Genomic DNA, 24,501 nt, shown 5'->3' on the forward strand with positions numbered 1-24,501 from the left:
GGGATGGTTCGAAACGCCACTCTATTTCGCGCAAAGTTCTGGCATTTGCCCCATCGCGAAACCGATATATCCAGTTTCAAAGGCGGTTCGACGACCGTCAGGGGGGCTGACGGTTATAGGGCGCTTGGTATCCCCATCCTCTAACTCCGCAAAACTCTCAACAATCCGCGGATCATCTAAGCCTTGTGCGACGACCACATTGTAGGCCGTGCCCTTGACCGAAACACGTTTCGCCGCCAGCTGAAAGCGCGCCCCATCCGGGAGGTCGATCCGCACCTTGGTACGCCGCGGTTCGGCCGGATCACGCTGAAGATCGCGCACAAAGCCGAGGTCTGAGAAGGTGAGCTTGGTCTGGCCCCGCCTTTCACAGGCAAAGTGCATGCAGGCCATGTGCAGGTAATCATTTGTGCATGACATGGCACCAGCACGGTTGTTGTCGCCGCCATAGTCCAAAGTTCGCCATGACTCATAGTCCCGCGCGGCCACTGAGCCGGCCGGCAATGCGACACCCAATCCGATGGCCAACACCACCGCCAGACGCCGCACTACATCACCTCACGCACATCTGTGAGCTTGCCGGTAACGGCGGCGGCGGCAGCCATGGCAGGGCTCATCAGATGGGTGCGTCCGCCGCGGCCTTGGCGCCCTTCGAAGTTGCGGTTGGACGTGGCCGCGCAACGCTCTCCCGGCTGTAATTGGTCGGGGTTCATGGCCAGGCACATGGAGCACCCGGCGAGGCGCCATTCAAATCCGGCATCCTTGAAGATGCCCGCCAGGCCCTCTTCCTCTGCCTGGGCGCGGACCAGGCCGGAACCCGGGACGACCATGGCACGCAGGCCATCCTTGATCTTTTTGCCCTTTAGGATGGCGGCGGCAGCGCGCAAATCCTCGATCCGGCCATTGGTGCAGGACCCGATAAAGACCGTGTCGATGGTCACATCCGACAGGGGCGTGCCTGGAGCGAGGCCCATATAGTCGAGCGAGCGTTTGGCGGCGTCTACCTTTCCGCCCGTAAAGTCCTCTGGCGCGGGCACTTTTGCGGTGATGGGCAACACATCTTCGGGAGATGTGCCCCAGGTGACAACGGGGGCGATATCCTCGCCTTTGATCGTGACAACCATGTCCCATGTGGCATCATCGTCGGAATAAAGGGTCTGCCACCAATTGAGCGCTGCCTCCCATTGCGCACCTTTCGGCGCATGGGGGCGGCCTTGAACGTAGTCATAGGTTTTCTGGTCTGGCGCGATAAGCCCTGCCCGTGCGCCGCCTTCGATGGCCATGTTGCAAACGGTCATGCGGCCTTCCATGGACAGATCGCGGATCGCCTCACCGCAATACTCAATGACATAGCCGGTGCCACCCGCCGTGCCAGTTTTGCCGATGACGGACAAGGTGATGTCCTTGGCCGTAACGCCGGGCGCCAGTTTGCCGGTGATCTCCACCTTCATATTCTTGGATTTTTTCTGGATCAGAGTTTGCGTGGCCAGAACATGTTCGACCTCGGATGTGCCAATGCCGTGGGCCAGCGCACCAAAGGCACCATGGGTGGCGGTGTGGCTGTCGCCGCAGACGATGGTCATGCCGGGCAAGGTCCATCCCTGTTCGGGGCCGATGATATGCACAATGCCCTGGCGGATATCAGTCACGGGATAATAGTGGATGCCGAAATCTTTGGCGTTCTTGTCCAGCGCCTCAACCTGGATCCGGCTATCCTCTGTCATGTTATCGGCATTTTCACGGCCCGGTGTGGTGGGGACGTTATGGTCCGGCACGGCGATGGTTTTTTCTGGTGCGCGTACTTTGCGGCCGGCCATGCGCAGCCCCTCAAAGGCTTGGGGACTGGTGACCTCATGCACCAGATGGCGATCGATATAGAGCAGGCAGGTGCCGTCATCCGCCTCGTGGGCGACATGGGCATCCCAGATTTTATCGTACAGCGTCTTGGGGGACATCGGTCCGCTCCCGTTTGTGAATGGATCTAGATCAGTGGCAGCACGGGACGCTCAGGAGCGTGCCAGCACAGACCGGGTCGCGCCGTGGAACCGTTCCGTCAGGCGCGCGCGATCATCCATATCAAGGAAGATAGTCATACCAGTTGGATACAACGCCCGGCCCATGACGGCAAGATCGGCTATCCGAGGCCGGACCGACGCAGCGCGCGCAGTTCCATCGGATCATGGGGGATCGGTACGGCGTCCAACGCATAGGGGGTGTGACGGTCGAGATGGTGATCCGATGTCCAGACCGAAAGGATCAGGCCCGTAAGCATCAATGCGGCCCCAGACCCGCCCAGGATCGACGCGGCGCCCGTGGTGATCACGCGGGAGGGGGTTTCGTCCAGCCCCAGAGAGACGATGCTGGCCGTCGCGGCCGAAAGGAAAAGGCTGGTTAGTGCCCAATGACCAAGGATCATTCCCGCTGCATGAACAAAGTGGCCGGGGCGTTTGACCCATGTCGGCACAAGATTTGGGGCCAGGATCACAACACAGACCAGCAGCGCGGCGCCATTCAATAGCAGCGGCCCCTTCAAGGCGGCTCCCTCACGGACTGCCCCAGGCAGACACGTCAGGAAGGCCAGACACAGCACCGCAGCGCATCCGGCCTGCAACCGCAGCAAGGTTGCATAGATGAACTGAATGTATGGTCGCATGGATATTGCCTGCCTGCCCCCGGTTGACGGGTATTTATACACCGCTGAAACAAGACGGATCTGAGGCGGCTCTTGGTCAATTGTGGGTCGCACATGGGGGAAGCTGGGTCACCGTGTGCACCAAAGCGTCGTTTCGCCCGGCCCAAATGCACGCAGGGATGATCCGATCCCTGACATGAGACGTAACAGCCACGAATGACCATGAAGTTAATATGATTGGAGAGAGTGATGCGCAGTTCTTACGTGACACTGCATGTCGCCTTGATCGGAGCGATTGCGCTGGCTTTGATGTCCACCATTGCGGGGGCGAACATGTACAAGGGTTACGAAATCCCCACCTATTCCGTTCAACAGGCGGATGGGCCTTTTGAGGTGCGGCTTTATGAGCCGCATCTGGTGGCTGAGGTGGCCAAAGGCGGTTCGCGCAACCAGGCTGCCAGCAGCGGGTTTCGGACATTGGCTAAATTCATCTTTGGTGGAAATTCGGCGGATGAAAGCATCGCCATGACCGCGCCTGTATCACAGATCCCCGGCAAGAATGGCTGGTTGGTTCGGTTTGCCATGCCAAGCCAGTATGACATGGAAGCGCTGCCCAAACCGATGGATGACACCGTGCGAATCGTTGAGGTGCCAGGGGACCGGCAAGCGACGATCCAGTTTTCTGGCCGGTGGAACAGCGCCAAGTTACGCGAAAAGGAACAGGCATTGCGGGCCTGGATGGCCGAGCGGGGACTAACGGCGGCCGGATCAGTCCGATACTATTTCTACGATGATCCGTTCACGATGCCGTGGAACCGCCGCAACGAGGTGGCCATTGCCGTAAATTGAGTCGAGGTTGCAAAGCCTTGTGACCTTGCGGGTCGCCATGCCAAGCTGAGCCACCTGAGCTCAGCAAGGCGTGATTTTTGGATACCGATCTCAATACACTCGTTGATCTGATTTTATCCCTGTGGGCTCGGTTCCAAAGCTTGGCCGCCCTGATCCTCAGCCCGCGGCAGTTTACACAGATCGTCTTGGCAGTTGTTTTGCTGGCCGTCGCCCATCTGTTGGCACTTTGGTTAGAGCCAAAGTTGCAGGCCTGGACCCGTAATCGCGAAGGTTGGGCCAAATGGCGGCTGCGATGGATGGTCGTGATCCGACAGCGCCTGCGACTAATCCTATTCGTAATTCTGTCGTGGATTGCCGTTGTAGTGGTGCGTCAAATCATTGTCTGGCCATCGGCGCGGTACATTCTGACCCTTGTTGCCTCGATCGCGACAGCATGGCTTATCGTGGCCTTGGCCACGCGATTGATCCGAAATCGCTTCATGCAGCGCCTGGTCTCGTGGGGCGCGTGGATCTGGGTCACGCTCTACTACGTTGGGTTATTGGACGAAACCTACCAACTGCTCGACACCCTTGCCCTCGAATTTGGTGAATTCAGGCTTTCGGTCTTGCTGTTGCTGCAGGCTCTTGTGGCCACGGGCGTCTTGCTGACCTTGGCGCGGCTGATCACCCAGACAACATCGACGCGCGTGAGACAGAATGAGGATCTGTCACCGTCCATGCAGGTGTTGGTGGTCAAGGTGTTGCAACTGGTGCTGTATGGGGCCGCCTTTTTCATCGGTCTCAAGGCGGTTGGTTTTGACCTGACCGGGCTTGCTGTCTTGTCAGGCGCCATCGGCGTTGGCCTTGGTTTCGGGTTGCAAAAGGTCGTGTCAAACTTGGTGTCCGGCATCATCATCCTGCTGGATAAGTCAATCAAACCGGGGGACGTGATCAGCCTGGGAGAGACCTTTGGCTGGATCAACTCGCTGGGGGCGCGCTATGTATCGATCACCACGCGGGACGGCAAAGAATACCTGATCCCGAATGAGGATCTGATCACCGGCCAAGTGGTGAACTGGTCCCATTCCAATGATTTCGTGCGGTTGGATATCCATTTCGGGACGGCTTACCACAACGATCCCCACAAGGTGCGGGCCATCGCCATTGAAGCCGCGTCCAGCGTGTCGCGCGTTTTGGACGATCGCCGCCCGGTCTGCCATATCGTGGGGTTCGGCGACAGCTCGGTCGATTACATCCTGCGGTTCTGGATCTCTGACCCGACCGGCGGGCTGACCAATATCCGTGGGGCGGTCTTTCTGGCGCTGTGGGATGCGTTTGAGGCAGCGGGCATCTCCATCCCCTTCCCGCAGCGTGAAATCCGCATGTTGGACGAGGCGGGGATGGATCAATCAACTGGCACGGCCTCCAAAATGTCACCCGGCTGACAGTCCAGATAGGTGCAGATCGCGGCCAGGGTCTCAAACCGGATGCCCTTCACCTTGCCAGATTTCAGCAGGCTGATGTTTTGTTCGGTGATCCCGATGGCAGCGGCCAGATCGCGCCCCCTGACCTTGCGCCGCGCCATCATGACATCAAGTCGCACCTCGATCCGGTGCGGGGCGGTCATATGAAGCTCCGGTTTTCATCCGCCATTTCGGCCGCCTGTCCCATTACCCAGCCAACCAGAATCACAACCGTTCCGGCCAGAACCAAGGCAAGATCCGAGTCCTCGATCCCAATGCTGAGCGTGCGTTCGCCCGATGCGTTGAGCGCGGTCAGGATAAGAATGTCGATGGTGTTCGAGACAAAGCTGAACGCGGCGACAGCAAGTAAACCTTGGCCGATCCTACGCAGAGCCTGGGCGCAGGCGGGGCTGAGTGTTTCGCCCAAAGCATAGCGCGCCAGGAGCCGGTGTAGATGCCAAAGCGGGATCGCCAAAATGGCCAGCCCCACTGAGAAGACGGCGATATAAGCCGCGATCTGCCAGGTCGCAAACGCATGGGGCAGGTTGTAGTCGCTGTACTCTTCACGGATGGGAACCGACAGATCCGGGTAAGTCAGCAAGGGGACGATTACAAATAGAGGGAGCGCGTACAGCATTAACAACACCGTGGTGCGCAGAATGCGCGCAAGCCGCGAGATCCGCCTAGTATTCGACATGAATGTTTATCCTTTACATCGCATTTATTTATTGTTTCACGTTAATTAAATTATGTCAAAGGAGAATCTCACGCTTTCGCGTTGTGTCCTGTTGATTGTTGCAATTGGTCTGGCCTTGATCCTAAAGGGATGCGGGGCGGTGGTGCCATCTACCGTGGCGAAGCTGGACCAGTTTTCGCCCCTGACGGTGGATCCTGCGGGCTTGGAAGTAGCGCTGGATATACCCGATGGACTGGACCTGAGCGCAGGGTCCGAGGTGTTGAGGTTATCGGCTGTTCAGAAGCTCACCGGTGAACATGCCTCAGCCCAATTCGTGTTGCAGCGGCGTGACCAAATCGCAGGGGCGCCACCGGCGGACGGGCGCATGGCCTTCTATCGGATTGCACCCGCCGATAGGGCACGCATGCGGGCATTGCAGGCGCGGATCCGGCAGATGGAAATGCAGGATGAGGCGGATCTTGATGGATCGCTGGGAATTGCCATCGAAGGCTGCATTCGGGGCGCTGGCCCGACTGACGGCGCCCGCGGGTCGATCTGGTTGCGGGTCGAGCCCGATGGGCAGTTCCTGCCATTGATCCGTCGGGGTCGTGTCTCGACCCTGTTTGAGGATGAACCATTGGAGCGTTGCGGCATATAACGTTACAAATCTTGAGATTTGACCGATCCAATGCTATTTTCCTATCATGCCCAGCGTCGGGGCTGAGCGACGTGCAACCCGGAGGACCATGTCCTGTCTCACTCTGTCCAGGTCGCGCCTGATCGTGCGACGGCCAGCGCATCGATGACGGTGCAGCACAATGCTTTGACCAGCGAGCAGCTGCTTGACCGCATTTTGATCCAATTGAACCAAGATAAAGCCGAAGAGATCGTGCAGATCGACCTGACCGGTAAATCCGAAATGGGCGACTACATGGTGATCTGTTCGGGCCGATCATCGCGTCAAGTCGCGTCGATCTCACAAAAACTGGTCGAGACGCTCAAGCAGGAGCATGACCGCAGTTGTAAGATCGAAGGCAAAGATGCAGGCGACTGGGTCTTGATCGATACCGGCGACGTGATTGTCCATGTCTTCCGCCCGGAAGTGCGCGAGTTTTACCAGCTTGAAAAGATGTGGTTGCCCCAGGGCGCTTCATCCGCGGAGCGTAGCGACGCCTGATGCAGGTTGGCGTTTTGGCGGTTGGCCGCTTGCGTGCGGGGCCGAAACGCGACCTAGTGGAGGATTACCTGACCCGGGCCGCACGGTCCGGGCGATCCCTCGGCTTCAGCGCGTTCGACGTGATTGAGGTAGACGGCCGCAAAGGCGGCGGCATGGCCGCAGAGGCCGTATTGCTACGCAAGACGCGACCCACAGGTAGCGTGATGGTCGCTTTGGATGAGCGTGGGCGCACCCTGACCTCCCCCAAATTTGCAGATACGCTGGCTGGCTGGCGCGATGCCGGGCACGGCCATGCGACCTTTGTCATTGGCGGTGCAGATGGTCTGGCGCGAGATTTCGTTGCAGAGGCGGATCAGGTTTTGTCGTTTGGCACCATGGTCTGGCCGCATATGTTGGTGCGGGTGATGCTGGCCGAGCAGTTATATCGCGCCATGTCCATCCTGGCGGGGGCACCGTACCATCGGATTTAGAGTTTAGGCCTTTGGCGAGGATATTTGTAGACACATGATGGGGCAGTGGTTTTGCTTTTGCCCCCGGATCGCTAGAAGGCACAAAGACGAAGGGGATGTTCGATGGCCGGACCTGTTGTTTTGTGCATTCTGGATGGCTGGGGTCTGAGTGACAGGCCGGAAGGCAACGCGCCGTTGCTGGCCGAAACCCCAGTTTTTGATCATCTGATGGCCGAATATCCCAATGCGACACTCATCACCCATGGGCCGGATGTCGGATTGCCAAAGGGGCAGATGGGCAATTCGGAGGTCGGGCATACCAATATTGGCGCTGGTCGGGTCGTGGCGATGGATCTTGGGCAGATCGACCTGGCGATCGAAGAGGGCACCTTTGCCCACGAGGCGGCATTGGTCGCATTCATTGACCGGATGAAGACATCTGGCGGAGTTGCCCATGTCATGGGTGTCATCTCTGACGGTGGGGTGCATGGGCATATCGACCACGTGCTGGCCGCCCTGCGGGTTTTGACGGATGCTGGTGTTCCGGTTGCCTTGCATGCGGTGACAGATGGGCGTGACGTCGCTCCACGTTCTGCCGATAGCTTCATTGATCGGCTGGCTGACGAAGTGCCGGACGGTGTACGGATTGCCACCGTGTGCGGGCGATACTTCGCGATGGACCGCGACAATCGCTGGGATCGGGTCGCACTCGCCCACGCTGCCATGGTGCGCGGCGAGGGTATTCAGGCCGACAGTGCCGCGGCAGCGGTTCAGGCGGCCTATGCCGATGACAAGAGCGATGAGTTCATCCCCCCCCATGTCATTGGTAATTATACCGGAATGCAGGGTGGCGATGGCTTTTTCTGCCTCAACTTCCGCGCTGACCGTGCGCGGGAGATCCTTGCGGCCATCTGCGCGCTGGACTTTGATGCCTTTGATCGCAGCCCGGCGCCGGAACTGGCCGCAAGACTGGGCATGGTCGACTATTCCGAGGCACACAACGCCTATATGACGACGGTCTTTCCTAAGCAGACCATCACCAATACGCTCGGTGCCTGGGTTGCCGCCCATGGCAAGCGCCAGTTTCGACTTGCCGAGACCGAGAAGTACCCCCATGTTACGTTCTTTCTGAATGGTGGGCGGGAGACACCAGAGAATGGTGAAGACCGGTTCATGCCGGCTTCTCCCAAGATTGCAACCTATGATCTGCAGCCTGAAATGTCCGCCACGGAGGTGACGGAGCGGTTCGTTTCTGCGATCGAGACAGGGTACGACCTGATCGTCGCGAATTATGCCAACCCGGATATGGTCGGGCATACCGGCGATGTTAAGGCTGCGATGGCGGCCTGCGCCGCCGTGGATCGGGGGTTGGGGCAGGTGATGAAAGCCTTGAGCGCCGCAGGTGGCGCAATGGTTGTGACCGCGGACCATGGCAATTGTGAGGTTATGATCGACCCTGAGACCGGCGGTGCGCATACGGCCCATACGCTGAACCCCGTGCCCGTGATCCTGATCGGTGGCCCGCAAGGCGCCACACTTCGCCATGGGCGGCTGGCCGATCTGGCGCCGACAATCCTGGCCCTGATGGGGCTGGTGCAGCCCGATGAAATGACGGGCCGGTCGCTGATCGGATCATGACCATGTGGCGTTTCGCTGTCCTGATCTATGCCGCCATGGCAAGCGCCGGGTTGGCAGACATAGGCAAGCATGACATTGACTCGCTAACGACGGCCATTCGCGGATATGAGAATGAGCAGGCGTCCTTGGCCGAAAGTCTGGCAAAGGCGCGCGTAGCGGAACAGACCCAAACACTGGTTTTTCAGGCACAGCGGGACGAGATCGCCCGCCTGACGACCATCCTGGCCATGATGTCCCGCCAGGGCGACGCGGCACCGTTAGCCCATCCCGGTGGGCCGATCGCGGCTTCGCGGGCCGAGATGTTGCTCGTTGGTCTAAGGCCGGAACTAGAGAGACGTGCGACATCGCTAAGGAGCAGCCTTGCAACCCTTATGCAAGCCCGGTCTGCCGTGAAAACTGCGGAAACCGCCATGCAGGATGCCGCATCAAAGGCCGAGACTGCACGCTCTGATCTGACCGCCGCCATGGCGGCCCGCACAGATATCCCCACGCGATTTCTATCCGACCCAGCCCAGATGGCCGGATTGCTGGCAGCGACCACGACGCTGGCCGAGTTCAGCGATGGTTTGGGTGCTGCACCAGGCCCGGCCGCGACAGAAATGGCTGAGCTTAAAGGTCGGTTGCCATGGCCGGTGGGAGAGCAGGTTGCCCGGACCGCCAAAGAGGGCGCATTGATCCTGAATGTTGCACCGCAGACCCTGGTGACCGCGCCGATGGCTGCGACAATCCGCTATGCGGGACCGTTGCTGGATTTGGGGCAGGTGATCGTGTTAGAGCCCGAAGCCGGAACACATCTGATCCTGGCGCGGATGGACAAGGTATATGGAACACCGGGAGAAATCGTTGAGGCTGGTGCGCCATTGGGCCTGACAGGGGTATCCAAGCCGAAGGATGCCCATTCCGTGGAACGCGGAGAAGTGAGTGGCGCCCCGGCGCCGGAAACGCTCTATATAGGGTTAAGAGTTAAACAAACGCCCATGGATCCGGCAGACTGGTTCGCCGGGGCAAAGGACGGATAGGAGCAAGATGAAAAAGTTCGTGATGGCCGCATTGGGAGGCACCCTGGCCGGTGCTGTGATCACCACCCAGGTGGCTGGTCCGTTGATTGCCCAAGAGACGGAGCGCAAGACCAGCATTTACGAGCAGCTTGATCTGTTTGGCGACATCTTTGAACGGATCCGCGCGCAATATGTCGAAGAGGTCGATGAAAGCGAGCTGATCGAAGCGGCAATTAACGGAATGCTGACCTCGCTCGACCCCCATTCCAGCTACCTGTCGCCAAAAGATGCCAGCGATATGCGGGTACAGACCCGCGGCGAGTTTGGTGGGCTGGGGATAGAGGTCACGCAAGAAGAAGGCTTTGTGAAAGTCGTCTCGCCCATCGATGACACACCCGCGGATGAGGCGGGGATCGAAGCTGGCGATTTCATCACCCATGTCGACGGCGAAAGTGTTCTGGGGCTGACCCTGGATGATGCTGTGGAACTCATGCGCGGCCCCGTGGGCAGCGAAATTGTGATCACCGTGGTGCGCGAAGGCGCGGATGAACCCTTCGACGTCACCATCATTCGCGACACGATCACCCTGACCGCCGTTCGTACCAGAACCCAAGGCGAAACAGTCGTTTTGCGGGTGACGACGTTCAACGATCAGACCTTCCCCAACTTGCAATCCGGTCTTGAGAAGGCCGTGGAAGAAGCTGGCGGCATGGAGGCGGTCAACGGCTTTGTCCTTGATCTGCGCAACAATCCGGGCGGTCTGCTCACGCAAGCCATCAAGGTGTCCGATGCCTTCCTGGAGAAGGGAGAGATCGTTTCGACCCGGGGTCGCGATCCGCAAGATGGGGATCGCTACAATGCCGAGCCAGGTGATCTGGCTGTTGGCAAACCGATGGTCGTGCTGATCAATGGCGGGTCTGCCTCCGCGTCCGAGATTGTCGCCGGAGCCTTGCAGGATCATCGCCGTGCGATTGTGGTTGGCGAAAAGAGCTTTGGCAAAGGATCTGTCCAGACGGTGATGCCATTGCGTGGTGACGGCGCGATGCGCCTGACCACCGCGCGGTATTACACCCCATCGGGCCGCTCGATCCAGGCGCTGGGCGTGTCACCGGACATCGTGGTGGTTCAACCCCGCACCAACCTGGAAGCCGAGACCGAGGAAGAGGAGAGCAACCGCCCCAGCCGGTCGGAAGCCGACCTACGCGGCAGCTTGGACAACGACTCGGTCAGCGAAGATGAACGCCGGATCATTGAGGCTGACCGCAAGAAAGCCGAAGACGCGGCCAAATTGCGCGAAGAGGACTATCAGCTGGCCTACGCCATCGACATCCTGAAGGGCCTTTCAGCCATCGACAGCCCGGAATGATACACCGGGCGGGGTCGTGTCACGGCCCCGCTTAGGCCCCTTGTTAGGTTAAATCCATGACGCACCATGATCTGCCATACCGGCCCTGCGTGGGCGTGATGCTGTTGAACGCAGATGGCCATGTCTTTGTGGGCCAGCGTTTGGACAGTGACCTCGTTGCCTGGCAAATGCCGCAAGGGGGTATCGATCCAGGCGAAGATCCCAGGACAGCTGCCCTGCGGGAGTTGGAGGAAGAAACGGGTATTACCTCCAACCTGGTGACAGTCATGGATGAGACGTCAGATTGGCTGGCCTATGACCTGCCTGACAGCCTGCAAGGTAAATTGTGGGGCGGGCGCTTTCGGGGGCAAAAGCAGCTTTGGGTCCTGATGCGGTTCGACGGCAGCGACGCTCAAGTCAATATTCAGACCAGCGAACCCGAATTTTCCGATTGGCGCTGGCTGCCACCGGGTGAATTGTCGGCCAATATCGTGCCGTTCAAGCGTGAGATCTATGAACAGGTTCTTGACGCTTTTCGGGGACACTTTCCATGAAACAGGTGTTTGGTTTGATGACAGCGCTGTTGATCTGTGGTCAGGCTCAGGCACTGAGCTGCATGCGACCCGACCCCGTGGCCAGCTATATCAATGCCTCTGAGGCGTCAGACGTATATTACGTCATTCTCGGCCAGGTTACCCTGGACGGCCCTGCCCCCGTACGCCCTGACACGGGTACCTTCCATGAAGCCCCGGATTTGACGGCATCGGGTCGCGTCACGGGAAAGGCGCTGGGGCCCCAGGGCTTTCAGAAATCGGTAAATCTGCGGGTCGATGTTACAAGTATGTGCGCCGGTCCGTGGTGTGGCGACTTTCCGGGCCAGGAACGTGCATTGATCTTTGTAAAACAGTCCCAACCGCGCGCTGTCATCCAGATGGATCCCTGTGGCACCCAGTATTTCAGCAAGCCTGCGCCCGAGATGCTGGCTGACGTTGAAATGTGCCATCGCGGTGGCGCCTGTGAACCAGCGGAATTCTAATCGGCGCGCGAGCCTGTGACCCACCGGAAGTTTTGAGCCCAGCCGCGGTCGATCGCTGCTTTGAGCCATTGCACCTTGTCGATCCCGTTCATTATTTGTTAACTTGAAGAGCAAGCATAACGCGACGAATTGGTACCTTGCCGATTTGGTCGTTGAGCCAGCCCTCCCCCCGAAACCAAACGCTAAAGGGTAGGCCGCTCATGCGCGCAGCAGTTGCCATCGACACGTCATCAGCCATCTTCCCAGGTACTATGGGGCAGGCTTCATCCCAGGAGATCGCCCAATCCGATCCGCGATCCGGGGAAGAGGCATAATATGCTGGATACTGTCCCCGACGCCCTTGGCGAAGTCCAGCAGTTCCTGGCGCAAGGCGGTCCGGCGATGTGGGTCATTGCGGGCCTCTCCGTGGTCACAGTTGCCTTGATCCTGTGGAAGCTTTGGCGCCTGTTAATCCTCGGGGCCTGGGCCGGTGCGCGGGCGCGGGATGCTGTGCGGCTGTGGCGATGCGGCGACGGGGATACCGCATTGTCCGCGGTCGACAGGGCGAGGGATCTTAGGTCGCGCGTCGTACACAGCGCCTTGACCAGCCTTACCAGCACCGCGGTGCCCGAAGACCATATGCGGGAGGAGACGGAGCGGATTGCCCAGATCGAGCTAGCCCGCACCCGCAGCGGTCTGCGTGCCCTTGAACTTATCGCGACAATCGCCCCGCTGATTGGCCTGTTAGGAACCGTGCTTGGCATGATCGAGGCGTTTCAAGCCTTGCAGGACGCAGGATCCCGCGCTGATCCAGCTGCTTTGGCAGGTGGCATATGGGAGGCGCTTTTGACCACAGCGGCAGGAATGGCCGTGGCAATCCCGGCCTCTGCTGCGCTGACTTGGTTCGAAAGCATTGCCGATCGCGTGCAGGCCGATATTGAAGATCTGGCCACTCAGATCTTTACCGGAAGGCATCGCGGTCATCCTCCTCAACATGGGGCCACCCCGCCGGCAGCCTTCACCGCGGTGGCTGAGTAATGCTGCGACTTGGTCCACGCAGGCGTGCACGCCGCCCCAGTTTGACCCCGATGATCGATGTGGTCTTTCTGCTGCTGGTCTTTTTCATGCTGGCCTCCCGCTTTGGCATCGATACCGTGATGCCGCTGAACCTGGCTGGATCCCAGGGTGAGCAAAGAAATCAGGGGCCGCCGCGCCTGATTGATGTTTTATCGGACGGTCTACGGCTGAACGGAGTGGCCGTTGCGGAACATGCCCTGGCGGTCCAGCTTGCCCCATTGGTCGAAACGGAAAGCGATCTGATCGTGATACGGGCCGGGGAGGGTGTGGTTCTCCAACGTCTGGTGGAAACGATGGCAATGTTGAAAGCGGCGGGCCACGTGTCATTCGTTATGGTGGAGTAAGGCGATGCGATTGCCCACCAGACCCCGCCGGACCCGGCCGGAAAGCATCGTTCCGATGATCAATGTCGTATTCTTGTTGCTGATCTTTTTCCTGATGACGGCAGAGATCGCACCACCGGAACCCTTCCCCGTAGCCTTGCCCACGGCGGAGCAGGAGGAGCGCGCCGAAGGTGATCTGGTGCTCCATATCTCTGCCGGGGGCGAGGTGGCCTTTGGTGAGCATACCGGTGAGGCAGCGATCGCGGCCGTGAAAGAGGTTGCGATGGTCCAAGAGGGCACACCGCTTGAACTTCGCGCCGATAACCAGGCCAAAGGGGCTGTGATCGCGGCTCTGTTGACCCAGCTGGGGCAATTGGGCGTGACACGCGTTGCCCTCGTAACGGCGGCACCATGAAGTTTGCGCGCATCCTCGAATGGGGCGTCTTTGGCGGATTTGCTCTTTTGATCCATCTCGCGCTGTTTCTGCAGGTGCCCTCGGGGGCCCAGGGCGACGCAGGTGCCGGAGGTGATAGTGATGTGAGCCTGCAGGCGATGACACCGCATCTGGCCGCCATGATTGCCAGTGTCGATCTGGCCGATGAGGTCGAAAAACCGAATGCCGTGACAGCGGACAACGTGGCCCAGGTGGCTTCGGTTCAAGCGACACGTCCATCGGTCGCCCCGGCCAAGGTTGCGTCCCCCCCGGAAGATCAGGCTGTATCCGCTACAACCTCAGTACCGGTGACCCAATCGCTGAACGTGCCGCAATCCGTGGGCGTGGCGCCAGTGGCACCCACGATGCAAGCTGCCCCGGCGGCACAACAGGTGGCGCCTGTCGCACCAACTGACCAGGCCCCGCCAGAGGTCGTGGCGGCCTTGCCCTCTGATCCGGACAGCAGCGCGCTGTCACCTGAAGTGTCGCGCGTACCACCCCCGCGACCTGACCGGCCCAAAGCGGCGCCAGAGCCCACGAACCAGGCCGCGGCACGAGATCCGGCACAACGCCCAAGGGCGGCAGAACCGGATAGAAATCAAGCAACCCGATCCCAAAATCAAAGGCAGGCGGCAGGCCAGGGGAGCGGGGCCAGGGCCGGGGCCGATAGGTCTGGCACGGCCAGCCTTTCCCGGGCAGAGCGGCGGAACCTCATGGCGCAATGGGGCAGCCAGATCCGCACGCGCATTGATCGTCGCAAATCGCGCGCCGTTCGCGCGCGTGGATCGGTGACCGTGAACATTGTGGTGGCGGTGAACGGTCAGCTTGCCGGAGTGTCGGTGGCGCGCAGTTCGGGAGATCGCACCCTTGACCGTGCGGCAATGCAGGCCGTTCAACGGGCCGGGCGTTTCCCAAAGGCGCCATCTGGCATCAGGGGGCGCAGCCATAGCTTTAACCTTGCGATCCGGTTCGACGGGTAGCAGCGCGAGATCACGTCACCCGGCGATAGCGATCAGATGATTGTCCCACTGCAGATCATGTTCGCGTGTCACCCATGTCGTGGCGATCGGAAACAGAACGCGGCCAAGGCCGGTTGTGAAAGCCAGATCATCGGCTGCGGGAGCCACACCACAGATGTCCTGTTCAGTGATGGTGTCTTGGAATTGGCCAGAACGGTCAAAAATCAGCGCCAGACCGCCGCGGGGTCCGGTGACGGCAATCCGGCTATTGCGCGATACTGCGATGCTGCCTGCATAGCCCTGCATGCGCCGCTCATAACCATGTCCGGAGGCGCGAAAAGCGAGGGCCGCGCCACCGTCATGGGTGGCAAGTAATGGTGGCACATCAGACAGATCCCCCTGCCATTGACAGGCGATGGCGACCCGGCCGTCCCCATGCACCGCAAGATGCCGGATTGAGTTCTTGTGCCACTCCACCGGTGGTTCGATTTGATCTGCGACCACCCCGTCCAGCGACAGATAGGTCAGATTGGGGCGCATCGTCGGCAGGTTCAACTTCGTACGGCCGGTATCGGGGTGAGTTTCTATCCCACCGTTGGCCACGACCATCCGCCGGCCATCAGGCATCAGTTTCAGGTCATGGGGGCCGATGCCGCCGCTGGAAAAGGCGGTGAGGCGGGCATAATCGCCGGTGCGCCAAACGCCAACCATGCCGCGGGCGTTTTCAAAGTCATTCTCCGCGGTGAACAGAAGCCCGCCATCGGCAGAGAAGGTGCCGTGACCACTGAAATGATGCCCCCCCGGCGCGGTCAGGCGCGCAATGACCGTGCCGGACGTACAGTTGATCACTAGTGCAAACGTACCGGGTCTGCGGGCAAAGGCGACGGCAACAGCGTGGTATGGATGGGCCGCGGAGGCATGGCCACGGTTGGGCAGAGGGATCTGGAAAAGTGGCGCGCCGTCATTGCTCAAACCGAACAAGGCGTATTTGCCCGATGGCAAGCGCGCAGCCGCCAGATAAGCCGGGTTGCCCAAATCCGCCCAACCGCGCGTCGGGCAGAGCCCGGTTGCCAGCAGACCGGCAAGAAAGGACCGCCGATCCGCCATCAATCGCCATCCAGTGAGTTAAAGCCCGTCGCGATACCAAGGCGCGGGCCCAGATCCTCCGCGACTTGTTGACGGATATCGGTGATCGATTGCTGCAAGACCTCGACCCGAAACCGCCCCTCGGGCGTGGCAACCGTGGCCAGAACCGGATCATCCAGCGCGGTGGCGCGGTTGATAGCGCGCCCAAAGGCCGCGTCCAGATCGGTATCGCCACCTGACAGAGCCGCTGCCAGATCGCGGGTCGCTGTCAGGGACAGCGTCACATGGTGCAGGGCCCGACCGGAGCGGCGCGCCTCAGCTCGATTCGGGCGCGGTTTGTCAAATGTGCCCATGGGGCGACCCAGTCGCGTCTCAGCGGTAAACTCCAGCCCGCTCGACAGGGCGGTAAACATCTGGCGCACCGCCTCATCCGGGCTGCGATACGTGTCATTCGATCCGGCGCCTCGCATCAGGTCGGCATAACCGCCCTCCCAATCGTCCAAGATCGCGGCAGCAGAAGCGGCTATTCCCTGGGTCAATGTTGTAATGAGCGTGCAGCGATATCCGACAGCCTCGTTTTGTTGAAACTGCGGATCATAAAGCAGGAGTTCGAGCGCATAAAATCCACGCGCCGCGACTGATACGGTTTGAAAGGCTTCGGGCGATCTGACGACCGGATCTTGATCCCGCAAAAGTGCTGCGAGCGTTTTGGGGGTGGCCCCGCGCGTATCCGGCCAGAAGGCAAGCGCAAAGGCGCGATCATCTTGTTCTGACGGGCCAAACCGCAGGTGACTGACCATGATCCAGGCATCGAAAGCAGCGTGATAGGCCGTGTTCAGGTGCGCATTGCCGGGAGTGCAATCGGCCTGGGCGGCGTCCGCCAACCCCGCAGTCCTAGCTGCGAGCGCCTGATAGCCCGGAAGGATATGGTCATCGACGATCCCTGCGATATCCGGCGTTTCTGCCCAGGCTGGCATTGCGATCATGATCAGGATGGCGGCTTTCCAACTGCGCATATCAAAGGCTTTCCAGAAAACGGATGAGGGCTGCGCGGTCGTCTGGCGGCATTGCGATCACTGCGTCACGATGGCTTTGCGCCTCACCTCCGTGCCACAATACAGCCTCCAGAAGCGATCGTGCCCGACCGTCATGCAGAAAATACGTGTGGCCAGAGACCTGTTCGGTCAGGCCAATTCCCCACAGCGGTGGTGTGCGCCATTCCGTACCGGTTGCCCGCGCCTCGGGCCGATTATCGGCAAGGCCCGGTCCCATGTCATGCAACAGCAGATCGGTGTAGGGCCAGATCAATTGAAAGCTTTGTTCAGGTTGATCGTGCAGCCGGTGTGTTACAAATGATGGCGTATGGCACGAGGTGCATCCGGTTGTGTGGAAAACCTCCTTGCCGCGCAAAACAGTTGGATCCGCCAGATCACGGCGCGCGGGCACACCCAGATTGCGGCTGTAGAACGTCACCAGATCAAGGCCTGCGGCATCAACTTCGAACCCGCGATCATCCTGATCCCCGTGCGGCGCCTCTCGACACGCACCTTGGTTTGGCATGCATTCCCCCCATGCTGCGGGGAAAAGAGGCGTCGAAATCCCGATATCACCCGCAAATGCCCCCGCAGATTGCTCCCGAACGGTGGGGGAACCAGCTTTCAGGCCAAACCGGCCCAGCATAGGTTTATCATATTCCGCCGACCACACGATGTTGTGGCGGCCAGAGATGCCATCGCGGTCAGCATCATCGGGGTCCGCCGCAGCAATGATATCAGCCGCCGGTATGGCCTCCAGCAGGCCAAGGCCGATCATCTGCGGTGCAACGCGCGGGCTGAGCATCGCATCGGGGTGAAGTGGGCCATAACCCAGATCGGTGGCCGCGTAGGTCGGCTGCCGCAACCGCGCTGTTTCTCCGCCGGATAACAGGATCTCGGTCTCTTCATAGGTGATCCTCAGACGGTACTCCGACGGGTGACCAGCCACACTGAAATCCTGAAGCTGCCTGCCATAGTTCGGATCGGGCAGGGTCGCGAGGTAGCCTTTGATCAGAGTATTGGCATCGGCGGCTGTCCCAGGGATCGAGATGCGCAAAAACATTGAGATGGAGTTGTCATCAAGCCCTTCAGGCGGATGCCCGCGACCGTCCTTGATATGGCAGCGCTGGCAAGAACGGGCGTTGTAAAGCGGGCCCAGCCCGTCGGATGCGAGGGTCGAGGACGGCGAGGACACCCACAGCTTGCGAAACAGCCCATTGCCGACCTTAAAGGTCAGTTCATCATCAAAGCCTATGTTTCCAGAAGGCTGGGAAAAGGCATTGGTATCTGACGTCACACGCACTGTCGCCGCCCCTGCGGACAACCCTTCATAGGCTTGTGGCGCGTTGAATGTGGTCGCCAGGGCGGTAATAGCTGCGATGCGTGCCGCCTCCTGCTCGGTGCGCGGTATGATATTCAGATGTGGCTCGTCCAGCGGATCGGCAGACGCCGTCGTCGCGACCACCGCTGCCAGGATTGTGAGGCTGCAGCGTTCCATCCGTGTCCTGGGCGTCATTTTGACCCTGGTCCTATCTCAACTGATGCTGGCGTGGCGGACCCGTCCGGCCCATGGGCTTGGACGGGGCCGGTTGGGGCTTACTGGAAGACGGCGCCCGGGTTATCGAGGCTGTCGGACCCTTCGAACGAGATGCTCTCAACGCCAAGGGCTGCGACCACACGCTCAATGCTCCGGGTCTGGTCGATCAGGCCGTCCACACCACCCATAATCAGCGCTTCACCAGCCTCGTTGCCACGTTCCAGCATTTGATCATAGCTGAACCCTGCCTCGGCGGCGGTCTTGATCCGGCCAAGAGCCATCATTGTAGTGGATAGTTTGTCCTGCATCTCGGCATCCAACGCGGGATCCGCCGCCACCGTCAGATCAGATAGGGATGGCCCCGAGATCAGCGATCCATCGATCCGGACATAAGCACCAAGATAGACGTTCTGAATGCCCATCCCGTCATAGAAGTGACTGTTATGGGTGTTGTCGGAAAAGCAGTCATGCTCTTCTTCGGGATCGTTCAGCATCAGGCCCAACCGCATGCGTTCGCCAGCCTGTTCGCCGTAAGACAGGGACCCCATGCCGGTGAGGATCGCGGATATCCCGGCATCCTCATCTTTCGCCAGTTCGGTGCGGGCAGCCCCATCTTCGGCCCACTGTGCCGCCATCCATTCCAGATCGGTGACCAACAGATCTGTCGCCGCCTTCAAATATTCCGCGCGGCGGTCGCAATTGCCGCCTGTGCAGGCATCCGCTGCGGCATAATCCGTCCATGGGCGGTTTCCGGCACCCGGTCCGTGGCCGTTCAAATCCTGACCCCACAGCAGAAACTCGATGGCGTGGTAACCGGTGGCAACGTTTGCTTCGATCCCGTCGGCCTCCTGCAGGGTGTCCTCCAACAGTGCCGGGGTGATCTGGCTTGCATCAACCTTGGCCCCCGACAGGGTGAAAGCGGAGTTGGCAACCACATTCAGCACCGCCAGATCGTTTTCATCGGAAGGGCCGCCATAGGACGCGTCCACATAGTCGATCAGGCCCTCGTCCAGTGGCCATGCATTCACCTTACCCTCCCAATCATCAACGATCGGGTTGCCAAAGCGATAAACCTCTGTCTGTTGATAGGGCACACGGGCGGCGAGCCATGCCTCTTTTGCCGCTTGCAAGGCCTCTGCCGATGGTTCCGCTATCAGTGCATCCACAGCAGATTGCAGCCGCTGCGCTGTGATCAGGCTATCGGTGTATTTGGCGGCAGCGATGTTGGCGTAAGTATCGAGCACGGCCGCTTTATCGGTCTCCGCTTGCGCAGATGCCACCGACCCCATCCCAAGCGCAATGGCGCTGATGGCAAGAGTGAATTGTTTCATAATGATCATTGTCCCTTTTTCCGACGAGGCACGCATGCCTCGTGGTGACCCCCAAGCGTTGGCTGAGCCGGACAGATCGGTTGGCTACGCGTCCATAAGGTTGAGTAGTTTACTCGGGAAATGCAACGATATAATTGACTGAAAAAGTCGGCTACTTGACGCATGCCCGATCGGGGACGCGTCTTTCACTCTCATATCGGGCAGGCACAACCCGCAAGCGGCGCATCAGGCGATATGCTGGATTGTCGAAAAGCCTTCGAATGTGGGGGCGCCCTCATGCAACTTCATGGTTGATCCCGCATCCTTGTGGGCCGCGCGAAATGCATCGCTGCGGGTCCAGGCGCGAAATGCCTCTTCCGAGGCCCATACCGTGTGGGAGGCATAGAGAATCTTGCCCTCATCCTCCGGCCCTTTCAGCATGTGAAACTCGACAAAACCGTCCATGTCCTTCAGGTGGCTGTCCCGGCCCAGCCACAATGCCTCAAAAGCTTTGGCATTCTGGGTGGTCACGGTGAAGCGGTTCATCGCGATATACATAGGGGATCTCCGGCTGTTCGGTATGGGGCGAGGCTGCAAACGTCATGACACGAGCTTGCGGTGGACGGCAATCGTTGCGGCATGCGGCAGGATATAGGTTTTGCCTGGGGCAGGCGGTGTGTTGACCCGAATATCACATCCATAGGCCCGCGACAGCCACGTATCGGTCAGAACGTCGGACACGGTACCATCTGCCAGCACCCTGCCGTTTGATAGGATCGCCACCCGATCCGCGTAAAGCGCAGTCAGGTTGAGGTCATGCATGATCGCCACGACGCCACCGCCGGATTGTGCATACCGCTGAGCGATGTCCATCACGCCCAACTGGTGCCCGATATCCAGACTGGCGACCGGTTCATCCAGCAGCAGCCATCGTGGGGTGCCGTCCATTACCGGATCCCAGACCTGTGCCAGAACGCGAGCCAGCTGCACGCGCTGTTGTTCGCCGCCCGAAAGCTCTTGATAGACCCGATTGACATAGCTGCCCAGGCCGACCCGGTGCAGGGCGTGAAGCGCCACGTCATCCCGGCCACCCGATACACCGCTGTGCAGGCCAATGCGCACGACCTCGATCACTGTGAAGGGGAAGGCCAGAACGGTCGCCTGTGGAAGGACGGCGCGGATCGTCGCCAGCTCCCATGGTGGGTGATCGGGCAACGCGCGGTCATTAATTGTGATCTGGCCAGTGTATGCCACATCACCGGTCAAGGCACGCAGCAAGGTCGTCTTGCCCGAGCCATTTGGCCCGACAATGGCCGTCAGTTCCCCGGCCTTGGCAGAAAACGTGACATCTGACAGGATTGAACGATGGCCCAGATGCACCGAGATATTGTGTGCCATCAGCATTTACAGATCCACCAACCCGCGCCGACGCAACAGGATCCACAAAAAAACAGGCGCACCCAAAACCGCTGTCACGATCCCGATGGGCAACTCCGCCGGCGCGATGATCACCCGGCTGATCACATCGGCTAACAGCAGAAGGCTTGCCCCCAACAACGCGGCATTGATCAAAAGCATGCGGTGGTCGGGCCCCGTGGCCAGGCGCAACAGGTGCGGCACGACGATCCCGATGAACCCGATCCCGCCAGAGACGGCAACGGCGGATCCCACGGCAGCGGCAACCGTGAGAATGGCAAGGTTCTTCATCCGCTGTACGGGGATGCCGATGTGACGGGCCGTTGCCTCCCCCAGGGCCAAACCGTTGAGCCCACCCGCCAGGGTCAGGGCGACCGCGATGGCGACAACGATGATCGGGGCAGCAACCGTGACCTTGTCCCAAGTCGCACCCGCAAGGGATCCCAGGCCCCAGAATGTCAGGTCCCGCAATTGGCGGTCATCGGCGATGTAAACGAGGATGCCCGACAGGGCCCCGGCCAAGGCAGCCAAGGCGATCCCGGCCAACAGCATGGTGGCGACCGACGTGCGGCCATTCCGGGTGGCCACGCGGTATAACACGATCGTGGTGGCCCAACCGCCCAGAAAGGCAGCAACAGGCACAAGCTGGTTGCCCACGGCTTGTGCGATCCACATTGGCAGTGCCGCGCCCAGAACGATGGCTGTGATCGCCCCCAATCCGGCCCCGGCGCTCACCCCGATCAAACCTGGATCGGCGAGCGGGTTGCGAAAGAGCCCTTGCAAGACAGCCCCCGAAACCGCTAAAGCCGCGCCGACGCAGATACCCATCACCAGCCGGGGCGCGCGGATTTCCCACAGAACCACCGATGCGGTTTGCGTCGCTCTGCGTCCCGCTGCGATATCCCCCAAGGCGCGCCAGAGGGACGTGCCGGAGGCGCCGATGGCCAAGCTGCTGACGCTGACCACGATCAACAGGACCGCTAGGCCAACAGCCACGACCCGGGCCCGCTGGCTGCGGTCAATGATCTGGACAGCCCGGGTGTCGGCCAGGACGCTCATCTAGTCGTGCTCGTAAAGCGCTGTGTTCAGATCTGTCACTGCGTCGGCTGTACGCGGACCAAAGCCAAGCAGATACAGGCCGTTCATGCGCACGACAGAGCCTGTCGCGGCGGCCGGGGTTGTGGCGATGGCAGGCATGGCGAACAGATCCGCGTCGCCGGTGCTGTGATCGCCGCGGCGGTCCATCATGAGAATGACATCCGGTGCGGCCAGGCTGATCGCTTCATCTGTCATCGGCTTGTAGCCCTCGAATGCCGAGACGGCGTTGATCCCACCGGCCATACGGATGATGCCGTCCGCTGCCGTATCGGTGCCCGAGGCGAGAATGCGCCCACCCTGGGTGCTGAGGATGAACAGCACGCGCTTGCGTTCAGCCATCGCACTGCGTTCGACCGCTGTATTTAACGCGCTGGCGACCTCGTCGGCCAGCTTCTGGGCCTCGGGCTCCACATCCAAGGCTTGGCCGACCGCGAGGATTTTATCGACCACGCCGGATGCGCTGTAATCATCCTTGATGGTGATGAACGGGATCGAGGCGGCCTCCAGCAATTCGATCGTCTCAGGCGGTCCCGCCCCCTCTTCGGACAGGATCAGTTTGGGTGCGACGGATAAGACGCCTTCGGGCGAAAGGGCGCGCATATAGCCCACATCGGGCAACTGGCTGGCATCCGGGGGATAGGTGGAGGTGGTGTCGCGGGCGATCAGTCGGTGTTGCTGATCCAAGGCATAAACGATCTCTGTCACAGAGCCACCGATGGACAGGACATCCGCTTCGTCTTCGGTGGTGTCTGTCGCAGCCCAAAGTGCGGCACTCCACAACGCGGTCAGCAGGGCGAGCAGGATCAGGCTATAGGAGTTGTCACGGCACCGGGTCACGCGGCTGGCTCCTGTTGCAAGCTGTCCAGTCCGGCGACGATATCAGACCATGCCGCACGGCTGTCGCGGCCCTCTTTGCTGATCCCGAAAACCTGGAAAATCAGCATACCCTGCGCATCGAAAGCCTCAACCGACAGAGCCGGTCCGCGCTGGGTGGGTTTTTCGACGGCCCAAACCTCTGCCACATGATCCTGTCGCAAGTGCAGGCTGAACTGGGCATCCATCACGTTTTGCCACGGCCCCATCGGTTTCAAGGTTTTGATCGGGCCGGTATGGATCTGGATGCAGCCCTTGTTTCCGACAAAGATCATCACCTCGGTCTCGCGCTCCGCCAGCGCCTCCAGCATCTTGGTGATCGATGCCGGGCGCACCGGCGTCACAAAGGGCGCACCGGCGATGCGATAGGCCCCCAGCCGGTTCATTTTCAGCTTTGAGGTCAGACGTAGAAATTGATGGGTATCGGTCAGGCGTCCCCATTCCTTGCGCAAGATATCCACTTTGGCCGGATCGGATTTCGCGGCTTCAACAGGTTTACGCGGCACGACATCGATCTGTTGGCTTTGGTCATTGATCGCGAGGGTCGATTTCAGCCGATCCCAGCTGCCCAAATCAGAGTGGTCACGCAGAAAGATTTTGTGAACTGCATCGCCCGCCGCGTCGAAGATCTGGATGCTCCGGCGCAGACCGGTCTGCGCCTCCTTTTCGACCATGAAGGCATGAACCCAATGGCTGGGAAAGATCCTTAGGTCGATCTGGTCGGTCAGGACCATCGCGGCATGTGCGCCGGGATGATAATTGTCATACGTCCCGATCTTTTCGTGAACGCAAGCGGCGTTGCGGGTCAGCGCCATGACCTCCCCCAGATCATGGGCGGCTTCCATCAGGTCATCGGGGTGAGATACGACGCGCTTCGTGCCCTGGCCCACAAAGGCTGCGACCAGTTGCGCTTCCGTCAGACCGTGTTGTTCGGCCAGGTCACGGTCCCGCATCTTGGGGTTTTTCATGCAAAGCTCGCGGATTTCGCCGGGTGTCAAATCAGCCATTGTCGAACCCTGTATTTTGAGAAGTCATCTGGCTTGCGCCGTCCTGCGGCGTGGCTGATCCGATGGTATTTGTATTGTTGACACTTTTACTTGGGTTAATTTATGGACGCAAGAGGCGCTTTGTCGCCAT

28 protein-coding genes are annotated in these 24,501 nt (G+C 60.1%); 14 read left to right on the plus strand and 14 right to left on the minus strand.

The genetic code is table 11. The annotated features are described in order from the left end of the window. Window positions 1-21: 21 nt before the first annotated feature. From IU397_RS05635 to IU397_RS05645, 3 genes are all read right to left on the minus strand, one after another. On the minus strand, window positions 22-546 hold the full coding sequence (locus tag IU397_RS05635; RefSeq protein ID WP_204411634.1) for a hypothetical protein: 525 nt from the start codon (window positions 544-546) through the stop codon (window positions 22-24). Then, complete coding sequence (gene leuC, locus IU397_RS05640) at window positions 546-1,952, minus strand: 3-isopropylmalate dehydratase large subunit (protein WP_204411636.1); 1,407 nt, start codon at window positions 1,950-1,952, stop codon at window positions 546-548. Before leuC ends, IU397_RS05635 begins: the two co-directional genes overlap by 1 nt. 179 nt (window positions 1,953-2,131) lie before the next feature. Then, the gene (locus tag IU397_RS05645) at window positions 2,132-2,650 is read right to left on the minus strand and encodes a hypothetical protein (RefSeq protein WP_204411638.1); all 519 of its coding nucleotides are present in this window, start codon (window positions 2,648-2,650) and stop codon (window positions 2,132-2,134) included. A 228-nt stretch (window positions 2,651-2,878) separates the two neighbouring features. Here IU397_RS05645 and IU397_RS05650 point away from each other — a divergent pair, with 228 nt between their 5' ends. Together IU397_RS05650 and IU397_RS05655 are read left to right on the plus strand one after the other, a co-directional pair. Then, window positions 2,879-3,478, plus strand: coding sequence for a heme-binding protein (locus IU397_RS05650; protein ID WP_239479634.1), 600 nt, complete (start codon window positions 2,879-2,881; stop codon window positions 3,476-3,478). Window positions 3,479-3,555: 77 nt separating this feature from the next. Next, window positions 3,556-4,902, plus strand: a complete 1,347-nt coding sequence (locus IU397_RS05655) for a mechanosensitive ion channel domain-containing protein (RefSeq protein WP_204411640.1) — start codon at window positions 3,556-3,558, stop codon at window positions 4,900-4,902. Here the strand turns inward: IU397_RS05655 and IU397_RS05660 are convergent. Together IU397_RS05660 and IU397_RS05665 are read right to left on the minus strand one after the other, a co-directional pair. Further along, window positions 4,863-5,045 (minus strand): helix-turn-helix domain-containing protein, encoded by a 183-nt coding sequence (locus tag IU397_RS05660; RefSeq protein WP_370541625.1) that lies wholly within the window; start codon window positions 5,043-5,045, stop codon window positions 4,863-4,865. The two genes, IU397_RS05655 and IU397_RS05660, sit on opposite strands and share 40 nt — an antisense overlap. Before the next feature lie 35 nt (window positions 5,046-5,080). Continuing rightward, complete coding sequence (locus IU397_RS05665; protein WP_204411645.1) at window positions 5,081-5,617, minus strand: DUF2975 domain-containing protein; 537 nt, start codon at window positions 5,615-5,617, stop codon at window positions 5,081-5,083. Window positions 5,618-5,708: 91 nt separating this feature from the next. Here IU397_RS05665 and IU397_RS05670 point away from each other — a divergent pair, with 91 nt between their 5' ends. The 12 genes from IU397_RS05670 to IU397_RS05725 all read left to right on the plus strand — a co-directional run bounded on the left by IU397_RS05670 (window position 5,709) and on the right by IU397_RS05725 (window position 15,031). Next, window positions 5,709-6,254 carry a hypothetical protein gene (locus IU397_RS05670; protein WP_204411647.1) on the plus strand — a complete coding sequence of 182 codons (546 nt, stop codon included), beginning with the start codon at window positions 5,709-5,711 and terminating at the stop codon, window positions 6,252-6,254. 144 nt (window positions 6,255-6,398) lie between these two features. Then, window positions 6,399-6,773: a ribosome silencing factor gene (rsfS, locus tag IU397_RS05675; protein WP_204411650.1), complete on the plus strand. Its 375-nt coding sequence runs from the start codon at window positions 6,399-6,401 to the stop codon at window positions 6,771-6,773. Next, window positions 6,773-7,243 carry a 23S rRNA (pseudouridine(1915)-N(3))-methyltransferase RlmH gene (gene rlmH / locus IU397_RS05680; RefSeq protein WP_204411652.1) on the plus strand — a complete coding sequence of 157 codons (471 nt, stop codon included), beginning with the start codon at window positions 6,773-6,775 and terminating at the stop codon, window positions 7,241-7,243. The genes rsfS and rlmH overlap by 1 nt, the downstream gene beginning before the upstream one ends. 102 nt (window positions 7,244-7,345) lie before the next feature. After that, the gene (gene gpmI / locus IU397_RS05685) at window positions 7,346-8,860 is read left to right on the plus strand and encodes a 2,3-bisphosphoglycerate-independent phosphoglycerate mutase (RefSeq protein WP_204411654.1); all 1,515 of its coding nucleotides are present in this window, start codon (window positions 7,346-7,348) and stop codon (window positions 8,858-8,860) included. A 2-nt stretch (window positions 8,861-8,862) separates the two neighbouring features. After that, window positions 8,863-9,879 carry a murein hydrolase activator EnvC gene (locus IU397_RS05690; RefSeq protein ID WP_204411656.1) on the plus strand — a complete coding sequence of 339 codons (1,017 nt, stop codon included), beginning with the start codon at window positions 8,863-8,865 and terminating at the stop codon, window positions 9,877-9,879. Between the two features lie 7 nt (window positions 9,880-9,886). Then, entirely contained in the window at window positions 9,887-11,224 is a 1,338-nt protein-coding gene (locus IU397_RS05695) for a S41 family peptidase (RefSeq protein WP_204411658.1), read from the plus strand. A 56-nt stretch (window positions 11,225-11,280) separates the two neighbouring features. Continuing rightward, window positions 11,281-11,757: an RNA pyrophosphohydrolase gene (locus IU397_RS05700; protein WP_204411661.1), complete on the plus strand. Its 477-nt coding sequence runs from the start codon at window positions 11,281-11,283 to the stop codon at window positions 11,755-11,757. Beyond that, window positions 11,754-12,239 (plus strand): hypothetical protein, encoded by a 486-nt coding sequence (locus tag IU397_RS05705; protein WP_204411663.1) that lies wholly within the window; start codon window positions 11,754-11,756, stop codon window positions 12,237-12,239. The genes IU397_RS05700 and IU397_RS05705 overlap by 4 nt, the downstream gene beginning before the upstream one ends. Window positions 12,240-12,554: 315 nt before the next feature. Next, a complete protein-coding gene (locus tag IU397_RS05710; protein ID WP_204411665.1) occupies window positions 12,555-13,256 on the plus strand; it encodes a MotA/TolQ/ExbB proton channel family protein in 702 nt (233 codons plus the stop codon). Beyond that, entirely contained in the window at window positions 13,256-13,639 is a 384-nt protein-coding gene (locus tag IU397_RS05715; RefSeq protein ID WP_204411667.1) for a biopolymer transporter ExbD, read from the plus strand. Before IU397_RS05710 ends, IU397_RS05715 begins: the two co-directional genes overlap by 1 nt. 10 nt (window positions 13,640-13,649) lie before the next feature. Further along, window positions 13,650-14,033 (plus strand): biopolymer transporter ExbD, encoded by a 384-nt coding sequence (locus IU397_RS05720; protein ID WP_239479636.1) that lies wholly within the window; start codon window positions 13,650-13,652, stop codon window positions 14,031-14,033. Next, the gene (locus tag IU397_RS05725; RefSeq protein WP_204411671.1) at window positions 14,030-15,031 is read left to right on the plus strand and encodes an energy transducer TonB; all 1,002 of its coding nucleotides are present in this window, start codon (window positions 14,030-14,032) and stop codon (window positions 15,029-15,031) included. Before IU397_RS05720 ends, IU397_RS05725 begins: the two co-directional genes overlap by 4 nt. Before the next feature lie 15 nt (window positions 15,032-15,046). Here IU397_RS05725 and IU397_RS05730 read toward each other — a convergent pair whose 3' ends face one another. From IU397_RS05730 to IU397_RS05770, 9 genes are all read right to left on the minus strand, one after another. Further along, complete coding sequence (locus tag IU397_RS05730; protein WP_204411673.1) at window positions 15,047-16,117, minus strand: DUF1513 domain-containing protein; 1,071 nt, start codon at window positions 16,115-16,117, stop codon at window positions 15,047-15,049. Then, entirely contained in the window at window positions 16,117-17,112 is a 996-nt protein-coding gene (locus tag IU397_RS05735) for an imelysin family protein (protein WP_204411675.1), read from the minus strand. The genes IU397_RS05730 and IU397_RS05735 overlap by 1 nt, the downstream gene beginning before the upstream one ends. Window position 17,113: 1 nt before the next feature. Continuing rightward, complete coding sequence (locus IU397_RS05740) at window positions 17,114-18,628, minus strand: di-heme oxidoredictase family protein (RefSeq protein ID WP_204411978.1); 1,515 nt, start codon at window positions 18,626-18,628, stop codon at window positions 17,114-17,116. 98 nt (window positions 18,629-18,726) lie between these two features. Beyond that, window positions 18,727-19,956 carry an imelysin family protein gene (locus IU397_RS05745; RefSeq protein WP_370541626.1) on the minus strand — a complete coding sequence of 410 codons (1,230 nt, stop codon included), beginning with the start codon at window positions 19,954-19,956 and terminating at the stop codon, window positions 18,727-18,729. 267 nt (window positions 19,957-20,223) lie between these two features. After that, complete coding sequence (locus tag IU397_RS05750) at window positions 20,224-20,535, minus strand: antibiotic biosynthesis monooxygenase (RefSeq protein ID WP_204411679.1); 312 nt, start codon at window positions 20,533-20,535, stop codon at window positions 20,224-20,226. A 42-nt stretch (window positions 20,536-20,577) separates the two neighbouring features. After that, window positions 20,578-21,381 carry a heme ABC transporter ATP-binding protein gene (locus tag IU397_RS05755; protein ID WP_204411682.1) on the minus strand — a complete coding sequence of 268 codons (804 nt, stop codon included), beginning with the start codon at window positions 21,379-21,381 and terminating at the stop codon, window positions 20,578-20,580. Beyond that, entirely contained in the window at window positions 21,382-22,452 is a 1,071-nt protein-coding gene (locus IU397_RS05760) for an iron ABC transporter permease (protein WP_204411683.1), read from the minus strand. It abuts the gene before it with no gap. Next, window positions 22,453-23,328: a hemin ABC transporter substrate-binding protein gene (locus IU397_RS05765; protein WP_370541615.1), complete on the minus strand. Its 876-nt coding sequence runs from the start codon at window positions 23,326-23,328 to the stop codon at window positions 22,453-22,455. It lies immediately after the preceding gene. Beyond that, entirely contained in the window at window positions 23,325-24,371 is a 1,047-nt protein-coding gene (locus IU397_RS05770) for a hemin-degrading factor (RefSeq protein ID WP_204411685.1), read from the minus strand. Before IU397_RS05770 ends, IU397_RS05765 begins: the two co-directional genes overlap by 4 nt. Between the last annotated feature and the right edge of the window lie 130 nt (window positions 24,372-24,501).

Source organism: Actibacterium sp. 188UL27-1 (genome assembly GCF_016901225.1).
Lineage (GTDB): Bacteria > Pseudomonadota > Alphaproteobacteria > Rhodobacterales > Rhodobacteraceae > 188UL27-1.

Bases quoted from the DNA above. Each gene is read 5' to 3' on its own strand.
- IU397_RS05715 (WP_204411667.1), top strand. From the start codon at position 13,256: ATGCTGCGACTTGGTCCACGCAGGCGTGCACGCCGCCCCAGTTTGACC.
- leuC (WP_204411636.1), bottom strand. From the start codon at position 1,952: ATGTCCCCCAAGACGCTGTACGATAAAATCTGGGATGCCCATGTCGCC.
- IU397_RS05665 (WP_204411645.1), bottom strand. From the start codon at position 5,617: ATGTCGAATACTAGGCGGATCTCGCGGCTTGCGCGCATTCTGCGCACC.
- IU397_RS05645 (WP_204411638.1), bottom strand. From the start codon at position 2,650: ATGCGACCATACATTCAGTTCATCTATGCAACCTTGCTGCGGTTGCAG.
- IU397_RS05725 (WP_204411671.1), top strand. From the start codon at position 14,030: ATGAAGTTTGCGCGCATCCTCGAATGGGGCGTCTTTGGCGGATTTGCT.
- IU397_RS05690 (WP_204411656.1), top strand. From the start codon at position 8,863: ATGTGGCGTTTCGCTGTCCTGATCTATGCCGCCATGGCAAGCGCCGGG.
- rsfS (WP_204411650.1), top strand. From the start codon at position 6,399: ATGACGGTGCAGCACAATGCTTTGACCAGCGAGCAGCTGCTTGACCGC.
- IU397_RS05650 (WP_239479634.1), top strand. From the start codon at position 2,879: ATGCGCAGTTCTTACGTGACACTGCATGTCGCCTTGATCGGAGCGATT.
- IU397_RS05700 (WP_204411661.1), top strand. From the start codon at position 11,281: ATGACGCACCATGATCTGCCATACCGGCCCTGCGTGGGCGTGATGCTG.
- IU397_RS05740 (WP_204411978.1), bottom strand. From the start codon at position 18,628: ATGGAACGCTGCAGCCTCACAATCCTGGCAGCGGTGGTCGCGACGACG.
- gpmI (WP_204411654.1), top strand. From the start codon at position 7,346: ATGGCCGGACCTGTTGTTTTGTGCATTCTGGATGGCTGGGGTCTGAGT.
- IU397_RS05745 (WP_370541626.1), bottom strand. From the start codon at position 19,956: ATGGGGTCGGTGGCATCTGCGCAAGCGGAGACCGATAAAGCGGCCGTG.
- IU397_RS05755 (WP_204411682.1), bottom strand. From the start codon at position 21,381: ATGCTGATGGCACACAATATCTCGGTGCATCTGGGCCATCGTTCAATC.
- IU397_RS05760 (WP_204411683.1), bottom strand. From the start codon at position 22,452: ATGAGCGTCCTGGCCGACACCCGGGCTGTCCAGATCATTGACCGCAGC.
- IU397_RS05705 (WP_204411663.1), top strand. From the start codon at position 11,754: ATGAAACAGGTGTTTGGTTTGATGACAGCGCTGTTGATCTGTGGTCAG.
- IU397_RS05750 (WP_204411679.1), bottom strand. From the start codon at position 20,535: ATGTATATCGCGATGAACCGCTTCACCGTGACCACCCAGAATGCCAAA.
- rlmH (WP_204411652.1), top strand. From the start codon at position 6,773: ATGCAGGTTGGCGTTTTGGCGGTTGGCCGCTTGCGTGCGGGGCCGAAA.
- IU397_RS05735 (WP_204411675.1), bottom strand. From the start codon at position 17,112: ATGCGCAGTTGGAAAGCCGCCATCCTGATCATGATCGCAATGCCAGCC.
- IU397_RS05695 (WP_204411658.1), top strand. From the start codon at position 9,887: ATGAAAAAGTTCGTGATGGCCGCATTGGGAGGCACCCTGGCCGGTGCT.
- IU397_RS05660 (WP_370541625.1), bottom strand. From the start codon at position 5,045: ATGATGGCGCGGCGCAAGGTCAGGGGGCGCGATCTGGCCGCTGCCATC.
- IU397_RS05730 (WP_204411673.1), bottom strand. From the start codon at position 16,117: ATGGCGGATCGGCGGTCCTTTCTTGCCGGTCTGCTGGCAACCGGGCTC.
- IU397_RS05710 (WP_204411665.1), top strand. From the start codon at position 12,555: ATGCTGGATACTGTCCCCGACGCCCTTGGCGAAGTCCAGCAGTTCCTG.
- IU397_RS05770 (WP_204411685.1), bottom strand. From the start codon at position 24,371: ATGGCTGATTTGACACCCGGCGAAATCCGCGAGCTTTGCATGAAAAAC.